The sequence below is a fragment of the Sphingomonas oleivorans genome, from assembly GCF_003050615.1.
GTDB classification, from domain to species: domain Bacteria; phylum Pseudomonadota; class Alphaproteobacteria; order Sphingomonadales; family Sphingomonadaceae; genus Sphingomonas_H; species Sphingomonas_H oleivorans.
In genome coordinates, this window is the sequence record NZ_NWBU01000017.1 from 99,774 (window position 1) to 116,405 (window position 16,632).

14 protein-coding genes are annotated in these 16,632 nt (G+C 66.2%); 6 read left to right on the forward strand and 8 right to left on the reverse strand.

All coding sequences use genetic code 11. The features are described from left to right. Positions 1-37 precede the first annotated feature (37 nt). Entirely contained in the window at positions 38-1,798 is a 1,761-nt protein-coding gene (gene recQ, locus CLG96_RS16890) for a DNA helicase RecQ (protein WP_107969732.1), read from the forward strand. Positions 1,799-1,899: 101 nt separating this feature from the next. Then, a complete protein-coding gene (locus CLG96_RS16895; protein ID WP_107969734.1) occupies positions 1,900-2,316 on the forward strand; it encodes a protein tyrosine phosphatase family protein in 417 nt (138 codons plus the stop codon). A 15-nt stretch (positions 2,317-2,331) separates the two neighbouring features. Here the strand turns inward: CLG96_RS16895 and CLG96_RS16900 are convergent, their stop codons facing one another. From CLG96_RS16900 to ubiA, 5 genes are all read right to left on the reverse strand, one after another. Further along, complete coding sequence (locus tag CLG96_RS16900; protein ID WP_107969736.1) at positions 2,332-2,661, reverse strand: HIRAN domain-containing protein; 330 nt, start codon at positions 2,659-2,661, stop codon at positions 2,332-2,334. 233 nt (positions 2,662-2,894) lie between these two features. Then, entirely contained in the window at positions 2,895-3,278 is a 384-nt protein-coding gene (locus CLG96_RS16905; RefSeq protein ID WP_133175416.1) for a hypothetical protein, read from the reverse strand. Positions 3,279-3,360: 82 nt separating this feature from the next. Further along, a complete protein-coding gene (locus CLG96_RS16910) occupies positions 3,361-4,146 on the reverse strand; it encodes a 3'(2'),5'-bisphosphate nucleotidase CysQ (protein ID WP_107969740.1) in 786 nt (261 codons plus the stop codon). Further along, complete coding sequence (locus tag CLG96_RS16915; RefSeq protein WP_107969742.1) at positions 4,139-5,485, reverse strand: TldD/PmbA family protein; 1,347 nt, start codon at positions 5,483-5,485, stop codon at positions 4,139-4,141. The genes CLG96_RS16910 and CLG96_RS16915 overlap by 8 nt, the downstream gene beginning before the upstream one ends. A gap of 47 nt (positions 5,486-5,532) precedes the next feature. Beyond that, entirely contained in the window at positions 5,533-6,447 is a 915-nt protein-coding gene (gene ubiA, locus CLG96_RS16920) for a 4-hydroxybenzoate octaprenyltransferase (RefSeq protein ID WP_107969744.1), read from the reverse strand. Between the two features lie 71 nt (positions 6,448-6,518). Between ubiA and CLG96_RS16925 the strand changes: the two genes are divergently transcribed. The 3 genes from CLG96_RS16925 (at position 6,519) to CLG96_RS16935 (ending at position 9,671) form a co-directional block, all read left to right on the forward strand. Then, positions 6,519-7,274: a 16S rRNA (uracil(1498)-N(3))-methyltransferase gene (locus CLG96_RS16925; protein ID WP_107969746.1), complete on the forward strand. Its 756-nt coding sequence runs from the start codon at positions 6,519-6,521 to the stop codon at positions 7,272-7,274. A 78-nt stretch (positions 7,275-7,352) separates the two neighbouring features. Further along, positions 7,353-8,726: a glutamate--cysteine ligase gene (locus tag CLG96_RS16930; protein ID WP_107969748.1), complete on the forward strand. Its 1,374-nt coding sequence runs from the start codon at positions 7,353-7,355 to the stop codon at positions 8,724-8,726. Positions 8,727-9,026: 300 nt separating this feature from the next. Beyond that, complete coding sequence (locus tag CLG96_RS16935; protein ID WP_107969750.1) at positions 9,027-9,671, forward strand: response regulator transcription factor; 645 nt, start codon at positions 9,027-9,029, stop codon at positions 9,669-9,671. A 363-nt stretch (positions 9,672-10,034) separates the two neighbouring features. Here the strand turns inward: CLG96_RS16935 and CLG96_RS16940 are convergent, their stop codons facing one another. After that, positions 10,035-10,937, reverse strand: coding sequence for a LysR family transcriptional regulator (locus tag CLG96_RS16940; protein WP_107969752.1), 903 nt, complete (start codon positions 10,935-10,937; stop codon positions 10,035-10,037). 96 nt (positions 10,938-11,033) lie between these two features. On the opposite strand from CLG96_RS16940, the gene CLG96_RS16945 reads away from it, so the two are divergent. After that, the gene (locus tag CLG96_RS16945) at positions 11,034-12,107 is read left to right on the forward strand and encodes an aldo/keto reductase (protein ID WP_107969879.1); all 1,074 of its coding nucleotides are present in this window, start codon (positions 11,034-11,036) and stop codon (positions 12,105-12,107) included. 64 nt (positions 12,108-12,171) lie between these two features. Here CLG96_RS16945 and nagE read toward each other — a convergent pair whose 3' ends face one another. Then, complete coding sequence (gene nagE / locus CLG96_RS16950) at positions 12,172-13,893, reverse strand: N-acetylglucosamine-specific PTS transporter subunit IIBC (protein ID WP_107969754.1); 1,722 nt, start codon at positions 13,891-13,893, stop codon at positions 12,172-12,174. After that, a complete protein-coding gene (ptsP, locus tag CLG96_RS16955; protein ID WP_107969756.1) occupies positions 13,893-16,382 on the reverse strand; it encodes a phosphoenolpyruvate--protein phosphotransferase in 2,490 nt (829 codons plus the stop codon). Before ptsP ends, nagE begins: the two co-directional genes overlap by 1 nt. Positions 16,383-16,632 lie beyond the last annotated feature (250 nt).

The following is a 16,632-nucleotide window of genomic DNA, read 5'->3' on the forward strand; positions in this document are numbered from 1 at the left end:
GTTCAATTCACGCGAAACTCCCTCTAGGGAGGGGCCCATGCCGACTCCCCTAGAGGCTCTCCACACGACCTTCGGCTTCGCCGCCTTCCGGGGCCGGCAGGGCGATGTGATCGATCGCGTCATGGCCGGGCGGCACAGCCTGGCCGTGATGCCCACCGGTGCGGGCAAGTCGCTCACCTATCAGATCCCCGCGCTCTGCCGCCCGGGCACGGGCCTCGTCATCTCGCCGCTGATCGCGCTGATGCACGATCAGGTCCGCTCGGCAGAGGCGGCGGGCATCAGGGCCGCGACGCTGACCTCGGCCGACGACAATCGCGACGAGACGATCCGCCGTTTCCGCGACGGCGAGTTGGACCTGCTCTATGTCGCGCCCGAACGCGCGAATATGGAAGGGTTCCGCCGGCAGCTCGATCGGGTGCCGCTGAGCCTGATCGCGATCGACGAGGCGCATTGCGTTTCCGAATGGGGCCATGATTTCCGGCCGGACTATCGCCAGCTCCGCAGCCTGGTCGATGCGCATCCCGATGTCCCGCGCCTCGCGCTCACCGCAACCGCCGATCGCCATACGCGCGCCGACATTCTCGCCCAGCTCGGCATTCCCGAGGACGGGCTGATCCTCGCGGGCTTCGACCGGCCGAACATCCGCTACGCCATCTCGCCGCGCGACGGGCTGCCGCGACAGCTTTCGGCGCTCGTCGCGGAGACGCCGGGCCCGGGCATCGTCTATGCACCGAGCCGCGATGCGACCGAGCGGCTGGCCGAGACGCTGCGCCAGACGGGGCGGCCGACGCGCGCCTATCATGCCGGGCTCGATCCATCCGTCCGCGCCGCCAATCAGCAAGCCTTCGTCGCCTCGGAGGATATGGTGATGGTGGCGACCATCGCCTTCGGCATGGGCATCGACAAGCCCGACGTCCGCTTCGTCGCCCATGCCGGCCTGCCGCGATCGATCGAGGCCTATTATCAGGAAACCGGCCGCGCCGGCCGCGACGGCGATCCGGCAGTCGCGCATCTCTTCTGGGGTGCGGAGGATTTCTCCCGCGCACGCCGGCGGATCGAGACGGAGATGGAGGAAGCGCGCCGGCCGGGCGAACGCCAGCGGCTGAACGCGCTCGCGGCCTTGGTCGAGGCGCCGGACTGCCGCCGCGCCATATTGCTGCGCCATTTCGGCGAGGAACCGCCGGCGCGCTGCGGCAATTGCGACAATTGCCTGACGCCGCCCGCCTCGATCGACGCGACCCAGGCCGCGCAGAAGCTGCTGTCCGCCGCCTTCCGCACCGAAATGCGCTTCGGCATCACCCATCTGGCGGATGTGCTCGCCGGCCGGGACACGGAGAAGATCCGCTCCTTCGGCCATGACCGCCTGTCCGTGTTCGGCATCGCGGACGAGGAGGAGCAGCGGCTGATCAAGCCCGTCGCCCGTGCGCTGCTGGCGCGCGATGCGCTGCGCGCGGACGAATATGGCGGGCTTTCCTTCGGGCCCGCCGCACGCCCCATATTGAAGGGCGAGGAGCAGGTGATGCTCATCCTGCCGCCCAAGCGCGAGCGCCGCCGCAAGGATCGCGCGGCACAGGATTATCCCGACGATCCGCTGTTCGATGCGCTGCGCGCGGTCCGCCGCGATCTCGCCCGGGAACAGGGCGTGCCGCCCTATGTGATCTTCCACGACGCGACCTTGCGCGAGATGGCGGAGCTCAAGCCCCGCACGCTGGGCGGCATGAAGCAGGTGTCGGGCATCGGCGCGCGCAAGCTGGAAGCCTATGGCCAGGCATTTCTCGACGTGATCCGTAATTTCTGACTTTTCCGCCGCTCTGGCGCGGGCGCCCGCCGCTGCGTTTAAGGAGTTCCCGCCCTCGCGGGAATGAGGCTAGAGGAGGCGCGCAAGAAGGAGACGATCCCATGTTCCGCAAGCTCGACGACACTATCTCCGTCGCAGGCCAGATCATGCCCGAGGACGTGGCCGAAGCGGCGGCGCAGGGCTTCACCTCCATCATCAACAACCGGCCGGACGACGAACAGCCCGGCCAGCCCTCCTCCGCCGAGATCGAGACGGCCGCCAAGGCCGCGGGCCTGAGCTACCGCGCGATCCCGATCAGCCATGCCGGCTTTTCGGAAGACCAGGTCCAGGCGATGCGCGAGGCGCTGGAGGAGACGTCCGGCCCGGTGCTCGCCTTCTGCCGCTCGGGCACGCGCTCGACGCTCGTCTGGGCGCTGGCGCGATCGAGAATGGGCGATGATCCCGCCGCCTTGCAGGCCAAGGCGCGGGGCGCGGGATATGATATCAGCCCCGTCCAGCCCTATCTGGGCGCCGCCTGAGACAGGGCAGCACGATCAGCCGAACAAGCGTCGCCACCACGGGCGCCCTTCGCCCAGATCGGGCTCGGTATCGATCGCTATCTGCACGCGCCGGCGCGGATCGCCTGCCGCCACCGCCTGGGAGGCGATTCGAGCGCTCAGATATTTGCCCTTCTCCATCCGCGCGATGATCCATTTCGCGCTCTGCGGATGGATATGCCCGACATGCTCCCCATTGGCCGTCAGCACCCGGATGGCACGCGAATCGCCGGGATCGCGCTCCAGCAGCACCGGCGTGCCCGGGGCGAGGCCTTCCGCCGAAAAGCCGGCGCTGCCGGCAGCGAGGGGAACGGTGTAAGCGGTCATCGGCAATGCCTGGTCCAGAGCATATGAACCCACTCCAAACGCCCATGCGCCACAAGATGTTCGCGCAATTCCAGGGCCATGGGAAGAGCCCGAAAGCCGCTGTTCCACAGCCGATCGAATAGGATAATTACCCACCCCTCCGAAGGGAGAGGGGGGCAGAGCGATGGATATCGACACGTTGGGGCCGAGACGGCCGGAGCGCCTTTCGCCCGAGCATGGTCAGGTGAAAATCTCTAACGCCCCAACCGGAAATTGGCGCCCAGGCCGAACACCGTCCGGCCGTCATTTTCCCCGCGCAGGCCCGCGCGCTGGCGGATATGGCGGATGCCGGGCTGCAAGGTGATCCGCTCGCCGAGAGGCAGCCGATAATAGAATTCGGCCAGCTCTTTATAGCCGATCGGGCGGGCCAATTTCGCCAGCGCGCCCTTGCGGGCCCATTCGAGACGCCAGGCGCTGTCGACCTCGCCCTGCGGCAGATCGGCGACCGATGTGCGATAGCGGGCGGCGGATGGAGCAATGGCCTGTCGCTGAGGCAGGATGACGGCTGCCAGTGCCTTCCGATCAAACTTCCGATCCGCGACCAGCGTCTTTCCCGCCGCCGGAGAGGCGACGGTCATGATGCATCCGACGATCAGGAACGGACGGACGAACATGAATCGTGGAACCCCCAGCCCATCCCACGGTTCCCGGCGGTAATATTCATACCCGGCGGACGAACGCCTCCTCGGCGAGCGAAGCCAGCCGCGCGACGGCGGCAGCATGGATGGCGGGGCTGGCCGCGAGCACGCCGAACATCTCGCCTTTGGTGCTGTTGTAACGCAGCGGCCGGCCGAGCGCGTCGGTAACGGAGGCACCCGCCTCCTGGGCGATCAGCGCGGCGGCGGCAATGTCCCATTCATGGCCCCAGCGCAGCGTTGCGAGCAGATCCGCCTCGTCCGCCGCCACCATCGCGATGCGCAGCGCGATCGAATTGGGCTTCGCGACTGCGATCAGATCGGCATCCCCCTTCGGCAGAACATCGGCGGGCACGCGCGCTCCGGGAAGCTTGGTGCGGCTGGAGGCGTGCAGGCGAATGCCGTTGCGGCTCGCCCCACAGCCCGCCGCCGCGCGCCAATGTTCGCCGCGCGCGGGCGCATCGAGCACGCCGATGATCGGGCGTCCGCCCTCGACGAGCGCGACCGACACCGCCCAGCCCTCGCGTCCGCGCACGAAATCGCGCGTGCCGTCGATCGGGTCGACCACCCAGACGCGCACCCGCGTCAGCCGCTCGGCGCTGTCCGCCGTCTCCTCGGAAAGCCAGCCTGCTTCCGGATCGAGCGTGCCGAGCCGCTCGCGGAGCAGTGCATCGGCTTCCAGATCGACGTCGCAGACCGGCTGGCCGGGCAGCTTCTCCCAGCGCTTGTAGCTGCCCCGCCACCGCTTATGCACCATCCGGCCGACTTCGGCGGTGATGGCGCTGACGGCGTCGAGCAGCCCTTCACGCACCGGCGACGGTCATCCCGTCGATCCGCAGCGTCGGCGCATCAATCGCGCGGCGGAATTCCAGGTCATTGGCGGGGGTCAGTGCGCGGAACATCTCCTTGAGATTGCCCGCGACGGTGATCTCCGCAACCGATTCGGCGATCTGGCCATCGCGGATCACGAAGCCCGATGCGCCCCGGCTGTAATCGCCCGTCACGCCATTGACGCCCTGGCCGATCAGCTCGGTGACATAGAGGCCGAGCCCGATATCCGCCATTAGCTCCTCGGGTGAAAGCGCGCCCGCCTCCATATAGAGGTTGGTCACGCCCGCGCCGGGAGGGCCGCCGATCCCGCGCGTGGCATGGCCCGTGGGCTGGAGGCCGAGCTGCCTCGCCGAGGCCGATTCGAGCAGCCAGCCGGTCAGCACGCCATCGTCGATGATATCGAGCGGCCGGGTCGGCAGCCCCTCCCCGTCATGCGGCTTGGAACGCAGGCCGCGCGGGCGGAGCGGATCGTCACGCACTCTGATCCCGGGTGCGAATATCTGTTCACCCAGCGCGTCGAGCAGGAAGCTGGTGCGGCGCGCGATTGCCGATCCGGTGATCGCGCTGACGAGATGGCCGAGCAGGCTCGATCCCACGCGCGGATCGAAGACCACCGGCATCGCGCCGCTCGCCAGCTTGCCCGGATCGAGGCGGGCCACGGCCCGATCCGCCGCGCGCCGGCCGATGATCGCGGAAGGCTCCAGATCGGCGAAATGGCGGGCGGAGTGATAGGCATAATCGCGCTGCATGCCCCCGCCCTCGCCCGCGATCACGCTCGCCGAGCAGCCATAGCCGCTCGTCATATAGCTGTTCGCAAAACCATGGCTGGTGGCGAGCGCAATCACCGAGCGGCTGGCGCTGGCGCCGGCGCCCTCGCTGTTGGTGATGCCGTGAACGGCGCGCGCCGCATCCTCCGCCTCGAGCGCGCGGGCGCGCAGCTCGGCTGGCGCGGGATCGGCGCCGTCATCCGCGTCTATCTCCGGAATGGCGCCGCGCAGCAGCAGCTCTTCCGGCGCGAGCCCCGCATAGGCATCCTCGGGCGCCTCGCGCGCCATGGCGGCGGCCCGTTCGACCAGCGCCGCGAGCGCCTGCGGCGACAGATCGGACGACGAAACGCTGGCGGAACGGCGCCCGACGAAGAATCGAAGGCCGATCTCCTCGCCATCCGAACGCTCGACATCCTCCAGCGCGCCGAGGCGCACCTGCACCTGCGTCGAGGCGTTCATCACATAAAGCGCGTCCGCGGCATCGGCGCCGGCCTTGCGCGCGGCGGCGACCAGATCGGAGACACGGGCTTCGGCTTGGGAAACGGAAAGCATCGGCAGGACTTAGGATCGCGCGGGGTAAAGGGAAAGGGGAGAATGAATCAGGATGTGCCGCCAATCACCAGGCAAGCGAGAAACATCAGCATTCCGGCAAAGCGATTGGAGCGGAATTTCGTGAGCGGATCATAAGGATCGGCGGGCGCCAGCGTCGCCACCTGCCAGCCGAGATGCAGCGCCACAGGCAACAGCGCCGCGAGCGCCAGCGCCTGCGGACGGATCAGCCAGATCGCGCCCGCCCAGAGGATCAGCGCCAGCAGATAGAAGGCCGAAACGCCGCCGCGCACATGTCGCCCCAGCGCCCGCGCCGAGGATTTGACGCCGGCGAGCGCATCATCCTCCACATCCTGCAAGGCGTAGATCGTGTCATAGCCGATCACCCAGAAGATCGCGCCGGCATAGAGCAGCAGCACGGGCGGCTCGATCCGCCCCGTCACCGCCGGCCAGCCGACCAGCGCCGCCCAGGAGAAGACGAGGCCGAGCCATGCCTGCGGCCACCAGGTGATCCGCTTCATGAAGGGATAGGCGGCAACCAGCGCAAGGCTCGCCAGCGCCACGATCTGCGCCACGCCGTTCAGATGCAGCAGCACGATCAGCCCGACGAGGCACAGCGCCAAGAGATAGATCCATGCCGCCTTGCGCGACACCCGCCCGCTGGCGATCGGCCGGTCGCGCGTGCGCGCCACCTGCGCATCGAGGTCGCGATCGACGATGTCATTATAGACGCAGCCCGCCCCGCGCATCGCGACGGCGCCGAGCGCGAACCACAGAAGCAGATCCCATCGCTCCGCCACGCCATTCGCCAGCGCGATCGCCCAGGCGCCCGGCCAGAAGAGCAGCCAGGCGCCGATCGGCCGATCGAAGCGGGCGAGCTGCACATAGGGGCGGAGGGCGGAGGGGAGCGCGGCGACGAGGCTGCGGCCCTCGCTGTCGGGAACGATCTGATCGGGATTGGTCACGCGCTTCCACTTTCCTTGGCCGGGCTTCGGAGCGGATAGGGTGGCGCGCAATTCTTTGCTAGGGGGCGGCCATGCCCGCCACACCCGCCTGGCCGCCCGCCAGCACACCCCGCCTGTTCGTCGATCAGCCGCTCGGCCCCGATGCGACCATCCTGCTCGACGGCCCCGCCGCCCATTATCTCACCGGCGTGATGCGCCTCAAGCCGGGCGCCCCGGTCAAGCTGTTCGACGATGTGAGCGGCGAATGGCTGGCCGAGGTCCGCGACGTCGCCAAGCGCAGCGTGACGCTCGGCATCAGCGCGCATCTCAGGCCTCGCGAGGCCGTGCCGGACCTGTGGCTGCTTGCAGCACCCATCAAGAAAGGGCGCATCGACTGGGTGGCGGAGAAGTCCTGCGAGCTGGGCGTCGCCCGGCTGATGCCGGTGCTGACGCAGCGCACGATCGTCGACCGGCTCAATCTCGAACGGCTGCGCGCGCATATGATCGAGGCGGCCGAACAATGCGGGCGCACTGCGCTGCCGGAGCTGCATGAGCCGATCAAGCTGGATGCGGCGCTGCGTGACTGGCCGGCCGGACGCGCGCTGATCTTCGCCGATGAAAATGGCGGCGCGCCCTTCATCGAGGCGGTGAAGCCGGGGCCTGCGGCGATCCTGATCGGCCCCGAAGGCGGCTTCACGGCGGAGGAGCGCGCGGCGATCCGGGCCTTGCCTCAAGCGGTCGGCGTCTCGCTCGGGCCCCGCATCCTGCGCGCCGATACGGCGATGGCGGCCGCCGTCAGCCTGTGGATGGCCGCGGCCGGCGACTGGGGCGCGCCTTCAGCCCAGTGACTCAGCCCAGTAACTCAGCTCAGTGACTGGCAACTTAGCGACTGGCGAAGTAAGGGGCACGTCGCTAAGGGGCGCGCTATGAGCACGCGCACGACCGCCCAAGGCGAAGATCCCCTGATCACCTCGCGCGATGAGCTCATCGCGCTATTCGCGGGCGGGGAGAAGCCGGCCGAACGCTGGCGGATCGGCACCGAGCATGAAAAATTCGTCTATTCTACGAAGGATCATCGCGCGCCTTCCTATGAGGAGCCGGGCGGAATTCACGCACTTCTGATCGGGCTCACCAAATTCGGCTGGGAACCCGTTTATGAGGGCGACAATATCATCGCGCTTTCGGGGCCGGACGGGAATGTCAGCCTGGAGCCCGCCGGACAGCTCGAGCTTTCGGGCGCGCCGCTCGAAAATCTCCACCAGACCTGCATCGAGACGGGCCGGCATCTCGGGCAGGTGAAGGAGATTGGCGAGCGGCTGGGGCTGGGCTTCCTCGGCCTCGGCATGTGGCCGGACAAGAAGCGCGACGAGCTGCCGGTCATGCCCAAGGGGCGCTATGCGATCATGCTCGATCATATGCCGCGCGTCGGCACGATGGGGCTGGACATGATGCTGCGCACCTGCACCATCCAGACCAATCTCGATTATGCCTCCGAAGCGGACATGGTGAAGAAGTTCCGCGTGAGCCTGGCGCTGCAGCCGCTCGCGACCGCGCTCTTCGCCAACTCGCCCTTCTTGGAAGGCAAGCCCAACGGCTATCTTTCCTATCGCAGCCATGTCTGGACGGACACGGATCCGCATCGCACGGGCATGCTGCCCTTCGTGTTCGAGGATGGCTTCGGCTACGAACGCTATGCCGACTATATGCTCGACGTGCCGATGTATTTCGTCTTTCGCGACGGCAAATATATCGACGCGGCGGGCCTCAGCTTCCGCGATTTCCTGGACGGCCGCCTGCCCGTCCTGCCCGGCGAGACGCCGCGGCTCGGCGACTGGTCCGATCATCTCTCCACGGCATTCCCCGAGGTCCGGCTCAAGAGCTTCCTCGAGATGCGCGGCGCGGACGGCGGCCCGTGGAGCCGGATCTGCGCCCTGCCCGCCTTCTGGGTCGGGCTGCTCTATGATTCCTCCGCGCTGGACGCGGCGTGGGACGAGGTGAAGCACTGGACGATCGAGGATCATGAACGCATCCGCGCCGAGGTGCCACGCATAGGGCTGGAAGCACGCGGACCGCGCGGGCGGACGCTGCAGCAGCTCGGTGCGCGCATCCTCGATATCGCCCATGCCGGCCTCGCCGCGCGCAACCGCCTCAATCCGGCGGGCGAGAATGAAACCGGCTTCCTCGATCCGCTGCGGGAGATTGTCGCCTCGGGCAAGGTACCGGCGCAACGGCTGCTCGATCGCTATCATGGCGAATGGCAGGGCGATGTGAGCCGCGTCTATGACGAGATGAGTTTCTGATCGCCCATCCTCCCACCGCCATATTTCGCACTTGCACAAATCATCTCGCAGGTGCAAAAAGGATGGGCCTTTCAGGCATTCTCTCCTGACCCTTCGGCCGGCCCAGCAAGACCGGCCTTTTTTTTGGCTCGCATCGACGGGAACCCTGTCCATGCCGCCTCGGCCACGCCAGCATCGCGGGCGCACATCCCGAATATAGGCCGAATATAGGCGACGCCTTACGAAATATCGTCGTGCTGGTTCCGTAACTATCCTATCCTGCACGGCATCGCACGGCCGCATCGGGCAAGCAGGGAATATATGACGGATACGGCAATCGTTCACATCGTCGACGATGACGAATCGCTGCGGCTCTCCCTCGACAGCCTGTTCCGTTCGGTGGGTCTCGCCACGCGGCTCCACGGTTCGGCGCGCAGCTTCCTCGATGCGGATCGCCCCGAGCTTCCGGGCTGCCTCGTCCTCGACATCCGCCTGCCCGGGATGAGCGGGCTCGATTTCCAGGCACAACTCGCCGCGGCCGGCATCCATATCCCGATCATCCTGATGACTGGCCATGGCGATATTCCGATGACGGTCAGGGGCATGAAAGCCGGCGCAGTCGATTTCCTCACCAAGCCCTTCCGCGATCAGGACATGCTCGATGCCGTCGCCACCGCGGTCGAGCGCGATCGCATCCGCCGCGCGGCGGAGATCGGTGCGGCCGATCTCATCGGCTTGTTCGAAACCCTGTCCCCGCGCGAGCGGCAGGTGATGGCGCTCGTCACGGCCGGCAGGATGAACAAGCAGGTCGCGGGCGAACTGGCGCTCAGCGAGATCACGGTGAAGATCCATCGCGGCCATGCCATGCGCAAGATGGGCGCGCGCTCGCTCGCCGATCTCGTCCGCATGGCCGAAGCGCTCAAGCTCAAGCCCGACGGCAGCATCGATCGTCACGCAGCCCTATGATTCCAATATACGCCCGGAAGGTGCAAGCCGGCGCCACGTTGCTTTCGATGGAGTCCAGCCATCCGAAATGGGCATAGGCCGATAGGAAGGGAGCGGGCCGGCCAGGGGGGGCGTGCCGGCCCGCTCGATGACGCATTCAGCGGGGAGAATGCATCGATCAGACGGTTGGGGGGAACGATCCGTCCGTGCCTTCCTTATGCACCCGCCATCCGCATCTTCCTATTCTACGAGGGTAGCACATACCCATATCTTGGTATGGGTTCCGTCCCTTTCGCGTTCCAGGCCATGCTGGCGGAAGCAGCTCTTCTTTCCAAAGATCGAATGAGCCGCAAACGAGGCGACGGCTTGGCCGCTTCCCGGCATCTATCGGCCGGCAGGCATCGTCCCGATAAAGTCCAGGAAGGCGCGCAACGGCGGCGCCATCTGCCGGCGGCTCGGATAATAGAGATAGAAGCCGGGGAAGGCTGGCGACCAGTCTTTCAGCAGGTGCACCAGCTTGCCGTCCGCGATCAGGTCCCGGACCTGATGTTCGAAGAGATAGGCAATGCCGACGCCATCCAGAGCGACGCGGATCAGAATGTCCGGTTCGTTGACGACCAGAGGCCCTTCCACCGCGGCTTCCAGCCTCTCGCCGCCGCTCTCGAACTCCCATCGGTAGATGCTCAAATCGGTGGGCCAGCGATAGTTCAGGCACTGATGGTGCTGCAGGTCACGGGGCGAACCGGGCGTTCCGAAGCGTTCCAGATAGGAAGGTGCGGCCACGACCATCATCTCCAGCTCCCCGCTGAGCTTCACGGCGACCATATCCTTCTCGAGCCTCTCGCCCAGCCGCACGCCAGCATCGAAGCCGCCGGTCACGATATCGACCAGCCGGTCGTCGGCGACGATGTCGAACGTGATATCGGGATAGGCTTCGAGAAACGGGCCGATCAGCGGCGCGAGATAGTGGATGGCGGCAAGGCGCGTGGCGTTGATCCGCAGAAGCCCCGCAGGCGTATCGCGCAGCGCGGTGACGTCAGCAACCGCCGCGTCGAGATCGGCGAGCGCGGGCAACAGGCGGGTCAGGAATCTCGCGCCCGCCTCGCTTGGCGCTACGCTGCGGGTGGTGCGGTTGAGAAGCCTGACCCCGAGGCGCTCCTCCAACCCCCGGATCGTCTGACTGAGCGCGGATGCTGAAATGCCCAAATGCGCTGCGGCGCGCACGAAACTGCCATGTTCGACGATGGCCGCGAAGGCCCGGAGCTCCGCATAGTCACTCCCGCGCATTATGCCCTATTTCCTGAATAGATTATTTGGATAATATCGCATTATCACATGAAATCACGAAGGCCATCTTACCGCCGACGACAGCAGGAGATGGCAATGACCAATATCCTATCCCTGGAATCCTACCGCCTTCTGGGTCGCTCCGGCCTGCGAGTCTCGCCCATGGCGCTCGGCACGATGACCTTCGGGACCGACTGGGGCTGGGGCGCGGACAAAAGCGAGGCCCGCCGCATCTTCGACGCCTATGTCGATCGCGGCGGCAACTTCATCGATACGGCGAACCGCTATACGGATGGAACGTCCGAGCGGTTCATCGGGGCGTTCGCCGAGGGGCGGCGCGAGCAGCTTGTACTCGCGACCAAATACACGCTCCCCTCCCGATCCGGTGATCCCAATTCGGGCGGCAATCATCGCAAGAGCATGATCCGCTCGGTCGAGGAGAGCCTCGCCCGGCTGAAGACCGACTATATTGATCTGCTCTATCTTCATGCCTGGGACTTCACGACGCCGGTCGAGGAAGTGCTGCGCGCGATGGATGATCTCGTGCGTGGGGGCAAACTGCTCTATGTCGGCATCTCGGACACGCCCGCATGGCAGGTTTCGCGCATGCAGGCGATCGCCGAGCTACGCGGCTGGTCGCCGCTGATCGCGCTCCAGATCGAATATAACCTCCTCGAGCGCACGGTGGAGCGCGACCTGATCCCCATGGCGCGCGAGTTGGGGCTTGGCGTGATCCCTTGGTCGCCCCTCGCGAGCGGTGTGTTGGCGGGCAAGTACAGGCAGGCAGACCTCGATCAAGGCAGAAGCGCCCCCGTCGGAGCAGGCACCCGCAAGGATTTTGCCGTCGCCAATGGCGCGTTGACCGAACGGGGCCTCGCGATCGCGGACGTCGTCAGGGAGGTGGCTGCCGAACTTGGCAGGACGCCGTCGCAAGTGGCGCTCGCCTGGACGCTCCTGGACCATGCGGTCGTAGCCCCGATCATGGGGGTGCGGACGTTGGAGCAGCTCGAGGATAATCTCTGCGCCCTTGATGTGGTCCTGACCGAAGATCAGCGTACACGCCTTTCTGAAGCGAGCGCGATCGACCTCGGCTTTCCACATGAATTCCTGTCGCGGGCAACGACACGAAACGTCATGTTTGGCGACATGAAGATCGCGGCGAGACGTTGAATGCCCTCCCGAATGACGCGGCTCGTGGAGCCGCCAGCGCTGACAGGCTCGGTTTTACTTGCCTTCAAGCCTGTTTCACTGCGTGGCCACACAGGGCCGACAGGCAGGCAACGAAGGGTTCCGACAATGGCCCGACCAACAGATGGGCTCGGCTTGGCGACAAGAAGATCGCGCCGCGGGGTGCTGCCTTTGCAAGCGAACCCGGGTCGCCAAGCGCGGGATCCTTTATCGTGACGCTGAGCCTGCCCGCCCGAACGTGCCAATCCCCGATATTGTCCGCGCCCCCGAGCGCTCGCAGCACCGCATGGATGGAATCGTCGATCGATGGCGCTGCAGCCTTGCCCTCAGCAAGCCGCTGTCGGATCTCGCCCGCCACATGGTCGGCGATCGGGCCGAGCACGACCTGCAATTTTCCGGGACCGGGACGGACGATGCCCCGCGCGCCCAGTTCCTTCAGCGCCAGATCGTCGGTAGCCTTATTGTCGACCAGTTCCAGTCGCAACCTGGTCGTGCACGCATCCACGGTCTTGATGTTCGCGGCTCCGCCCAAGGCTGCGACAAGTCCATCCGCGCGATTGCCGGCGACAGCCGACTTGACCGGAAAAGCCGGGCTGGCCGTCTCGCGGCCGGGTGTCTTGAGATCGAAACGAACGATGCAGAATCTGAAGACCGCATAATAAAGGGCGGAGTAAGCGGCGCCGATCGGCAACAGCAGCCAGGGCTGCGTCGCCAGCCCGAAATTGAGCAGATAATCGAACAGCCCCGCCGAAAAACCAAAGCCGAGCCGCACCCCCAGCGCATCCATGATTACCATGGACAGGCCGGTCAGCGCCGCATGCACGGCATAGAGCAACGGCGCCAGGAACATGAAGGCGAACTCGATCGGCTCGGTCACGCCGGTGAGGAACGAGGTCAGCGCCAGACTGAGCAGCTGCCCGCCCACGGCCTTGCGCCGCTCAGGCAGTGCGGTGCGGTAGATCGCGAAACATGCGGCGGGAAGGCCGAACATCATGATCGGAAAGAAGCCCGACATGAACGCGCCTGCCGCAGGATCACCGGCGAAGAAGCGGTTGAGGTCGCCGGTCGCGCCATGAAAATCGCCCAGGATGAACCATGCGATATTGTTGAGTATGTGATGAAGCCCAGTGACGATCAAAAGCCGGTTGAGCGCGCCATAGAGGAACAATCCGACGCTGCCGGCCTCCACCACCCAATGGCTGAGACCATCGATTGCGGTTTCGAGGACAGGAAAGCCCAAACCGAAAATCAGGGCACCGCCAATGCCGGCGAACCCCGCCGCAATGGGAACGAAACGCCGCCCGCCGAAGAAGGCGAGATATTCGGGCACCTTGATCGTCGCATAGCGATTATAGAGCCAGCCGGAAACGAGCCCCGACAGGATGCCGCACGGGACGCTCAGCTTGCCTAGTTCCCGTGCCTTCCACGCCGAACTTGCAAGATCCTGCGCCACCTTGCCCGCGAAGCCGTCAATCGCCTCCGCCGGCACAGTCATCAGCGCCTTGGCCCCTTCGATCGCGACAAAATAGGCAACCGCGCCGGCAAGCCCCGCTGCGCCATGATTTTCCCGGGCGAGGCCCACGGCGACCCCGATCGCGAACAGGATTCCAAGATTCGAGAATATTGCGCCCCCCGCCGCGGCGACGAAGGGAAGCCCCAGCAGATCCGGCTGGCCGAGCCGCAGCAGCAATGCCGCGACGGGCAGCACCGCAATGGGAAGCATCAGCGCGCGACCGAGCGGCTGAAGCCTGTCGAGCGGCAGGCGCATCAGAAATCCCCCTTCAGAAGCGCGCGAACCTCATCCGCCGATGCGGCGGCGAGCGCGCGCTCGGCCACGGCCCGGCAATGTTCAAGCCTAAGGGTCCGGACCTTCGCCTTGAGCGAAGCGATGACGCTGGGCGGGGCCGACAATTCGGTCACGCCAAGCCCGATCAGGACAGGAGCGGCCGCCGGATCCGAAGCCAGTCCGCCGCAAACGCCGACCCAACGGCCATGCGCCGCCGCACCAATGCCCGTCTGCGCGATCAGACGGAGCACCGCCGGGTGCAGCGGATCGATCTTTGCCGCCAAGGCGGGATTGCCGCGGTCGGCGGCAAGCGCATATTGGGTCAGGTCGTTGGTGCCGATGGAAAGGAAATCGGCCTCCGCAGCGATGCTATCCGCCAGAAGCGCCGCCGATGGCGTCTCGATCATCACGCCGAACGGCACTTTCGCGCTGATCCCCATCGCTTTCGCGGCATCGTCGAAAATCGCGCGGACGGCACGCAACTCGTCACGATCGACGATCATCGGCACCATGATCCGGCACTGATGCATCGGCACGGCCGACAGGATCGCCCGGAACTGCGCGGCGAGAAGCTCGGGCCGATGGAGGCTGAGGCGCACGCCGCGAAGGCCGAGCGCCGGATTCTCCTCGCCATGGATGGGAAGATAGGGAACAGGCTTGTCGGCCCCGATATCGAGCGTGCGGACGATGAGCGGCCGGCCTTCGAGCGCCGCGGCGATCTTCCCATAGGCTGCGGCCTGTTCCGCTTCGGACGGCGCCTCGGTTCGATCGAGGAACAGGAATTCGGTGCGCAGCAGACCGCAGCCCTCCGCGCCCATTTCGACGGCTCGCACCGCGTCGGCGGCGGATGCGAGGTTCGCAAAGATTTCGATCCGCCTTCCGTCCGCCATGACGCAATCGCTATGCGCGCGGGCGGCCTCGGCTTCGCGGCGCGCAGTATCGGCGCGAAGCTGCGCCGTTGCGCGTTCCAGCATCCCGGCCTCGGGATCGCCGTCGAGCGTGCCGGAGTCCGCGTCCAGGATCGCCATTCGGCCTTCCGGCAGGCGAAGCACGTCCATTCCCGTCGCAACCAGCATCGGCACACCGGCCGACGCGGCAAGGATCGCGACATGCGATGTGGGCCCTCCGCGTGCGGAGACGATGCCGCCAAGCCGTGACATATCGAGCAGCAGGAATTGAGAGGGCAGAAGTTCGTCCGCGATCAGGATCGCGCCCTCGGGCAAGACAGGAATGAGAGGCGCTTCCTCGCCCAAGATCCTTGCGATCAGGCGCTGCTCGACATCGAGAAGATCGGCAATGCGCTCGATCAGAAGCGCGTTGCCCGTCGCGCGGATCGCTTCCGCATGCGCCCGCGTCGCGGCCCGCCACGCAAAAGCAGCGCTCTTGCCCTGGGCCAGCCAGTCCGCAGCCGCCTCGCGCAGTTCGGGATCTTCCAGCAAGGCCCGGTGCGCGGCTGCGATCGATGCGGCTTCCCCGCCGCCGGTCGTTTCGAGTTCCACGCCAATCGCCGCTATTGCGGCGTCCAATATGGCAGTCTCCTCGGTCAATCCCATGCCCTGTTCGGGCACTTCCGCATCGGCAGGGCGGAACTGCACGATCGGGCCTACGGACAGCCCCGGTGCGGCGCGAACACCCTTGAAGCGCGGCCCTTCGGCCGACGATTGCGGCGGAGCGTCGGCAATCGTCGGCCGCGGCTCTTGCGCCTCCTCCTGCGCCTCGCCCATGCCCGTCTCGATCATGTCCGCAATGGTCGTGACGGCATGCTGCGCGTCCACGCCCGTCGCGCTGATCGAGACGCTGTCGCCATGTTTCAATCCCAGCGACAGCATGGCGACGGTGCTGCGGGCGTTGGCCGCCCGGCCACCGACGGAAAAGCGGATGTCCGCCGTAAAAGGCTTGAGCGCGGCAGCGATCTTCGCGGCCGGACGGGCATGAAGGCCATGCGCCATCGGGATCATCACGTCGCGCCGGGTGACGGCTTCCCCTGTCGGTTCGGCCGTTGCCACGACCGCCGCCGCGCGATGCACCTCCATCAGCGGCTCGCCCGACGCTATAATGCGGTTGCAGGCGATCGCCCGCACGACATAGCCGTCATTGGCGACGACGATCGGCGTGATCAGGCTCCTGGCCGCCGCCGCGACCGCATCCAGATCGAAGCGGATCAGCGGATCTCCCGTGCGGACGCGTGCGCCTGCCGCGACCAACGCGGCAAAGCCTCGACCATTCAGCGCCACCGTCTCCAGGCCGATATGGAGGAGCAGTTGCGCGTCATTGGCAAGCTCGAGAGTGATCGAATGGCCGGTCGGCGCAACCGCGACGACCTCGGCATCGCAGGGTGCGCGCAGCACGCCGTCCAACGGGTCGATGGCGATGCCGTCTCCCATCATCCGCTCGGCGAATACGGGATCGGGCACCTCGTCGAGAGCCGCCGCCCAGCCGGCGATCGGCGCATATAGCCGGATGCCGGTCATGACGCCTGCGGGAAAGAATATGCATGGGCCATGGGCGAACCCGTCACCTGCAAGCCCAAACATTTTTGGAATGCCATCCTATGCCCCCGACCATAGATGCCAACCTATAACCAATGAGACAATCCATCAGGCCAATCCGGCCGTCAAGTGCAGAAGCATCGAAAGACAGAGGCTACAGGGACAGAATCATCTGGAAATGGGTTATAGATTGGTTCTATATATGCAGCGGGTCGCCGAGCGGCCCGGATCC

Bases quoted from the DNA above. Each gene is read 5' to 3' on its own strand.
- recQ (WP_107969732.1), top strand. From the start codon at position 38: ATGCCGACTCCCCTAGAGGCTCTCCACACGACCTTCGGCTTCGCCGCC.
- CLG96_RS16895 (WP_107969734.1), top strand. From the start codon at position 1,900: ATGTTCCGCAAGCTCGACGACACTATCTCCGTCGCAGGCCAGATCATG.
- CLG96_RS16900 (WP_107969736.1), bottom strand. From the start codon at position 2,661: ATGACCGCTTACACCGTTCCCCTCGCTGCCGGCAGCGCCGGCTTTTCG.
- CLG96_RS16905 (WP_133175416.1), bottom strand. From the start codon at position 3,278: ATGACCGTCGCCTCTCCGGCGGCGGGAAAGACGCTGGTCGCGGATCGG.
- CLG96_RS16915 (WP_107969742.1), bottom strand. From the start codon at position 5,485: ATGCTTTCCGTTTCCCAAGCCGAAGCCCGTGTCTCCGATCTGGTCGCC.
- CLG96_RS16925 (WP_107969746.1), top strand. From the start codon at position 6,519: ATGCCCGCCACACCCGCCTGGCCGCCCGCCAGCACACCCCGCCTGTTC.
- CLG96_RS16930 (WP_107969748.1), top strand. From the start codon at position 7,353: ATGAGCACGCGCACGACCGCCCAAGGCGAAGATCCCCTGATCACCTCG.
- CLG96_RS16935 (WP_107969750.1), top strand. From the start codon at position 9,027: ATGACGGATACGGCAATCGTTCACATCGTCGACGATGACGAATCGCTG.
- CLG96_RS16940 (WP_107969752.1), bottom strand. From the start codon at position 10,937: ATGCGCGGGAGTGACTATGCGGAGCTCCGGGCCTTCGCGGCCATCGTC.
- CLG96_RS16945 (WP_107969879.1), top strand. From the start codon at position 11,034: ATGACCAATATCCTATCCCTGGAATCCTACCGCCTTCTGGGTCGCTCC.
- nagE (WP_107969754.1), bottom strand. From the start codon at position 13,893: ATGCGCCTGCCGCTCGACAGGCTTCAGCCGCTCGGTCGCGCGCTGATG.
- ptsP (WP_107969756.1), bottom strand. From the start codon at position 16,382: ATGACCGGCATCCGGCTATATGCGCCGATCGCCGGCTGGGCGGCGGCT.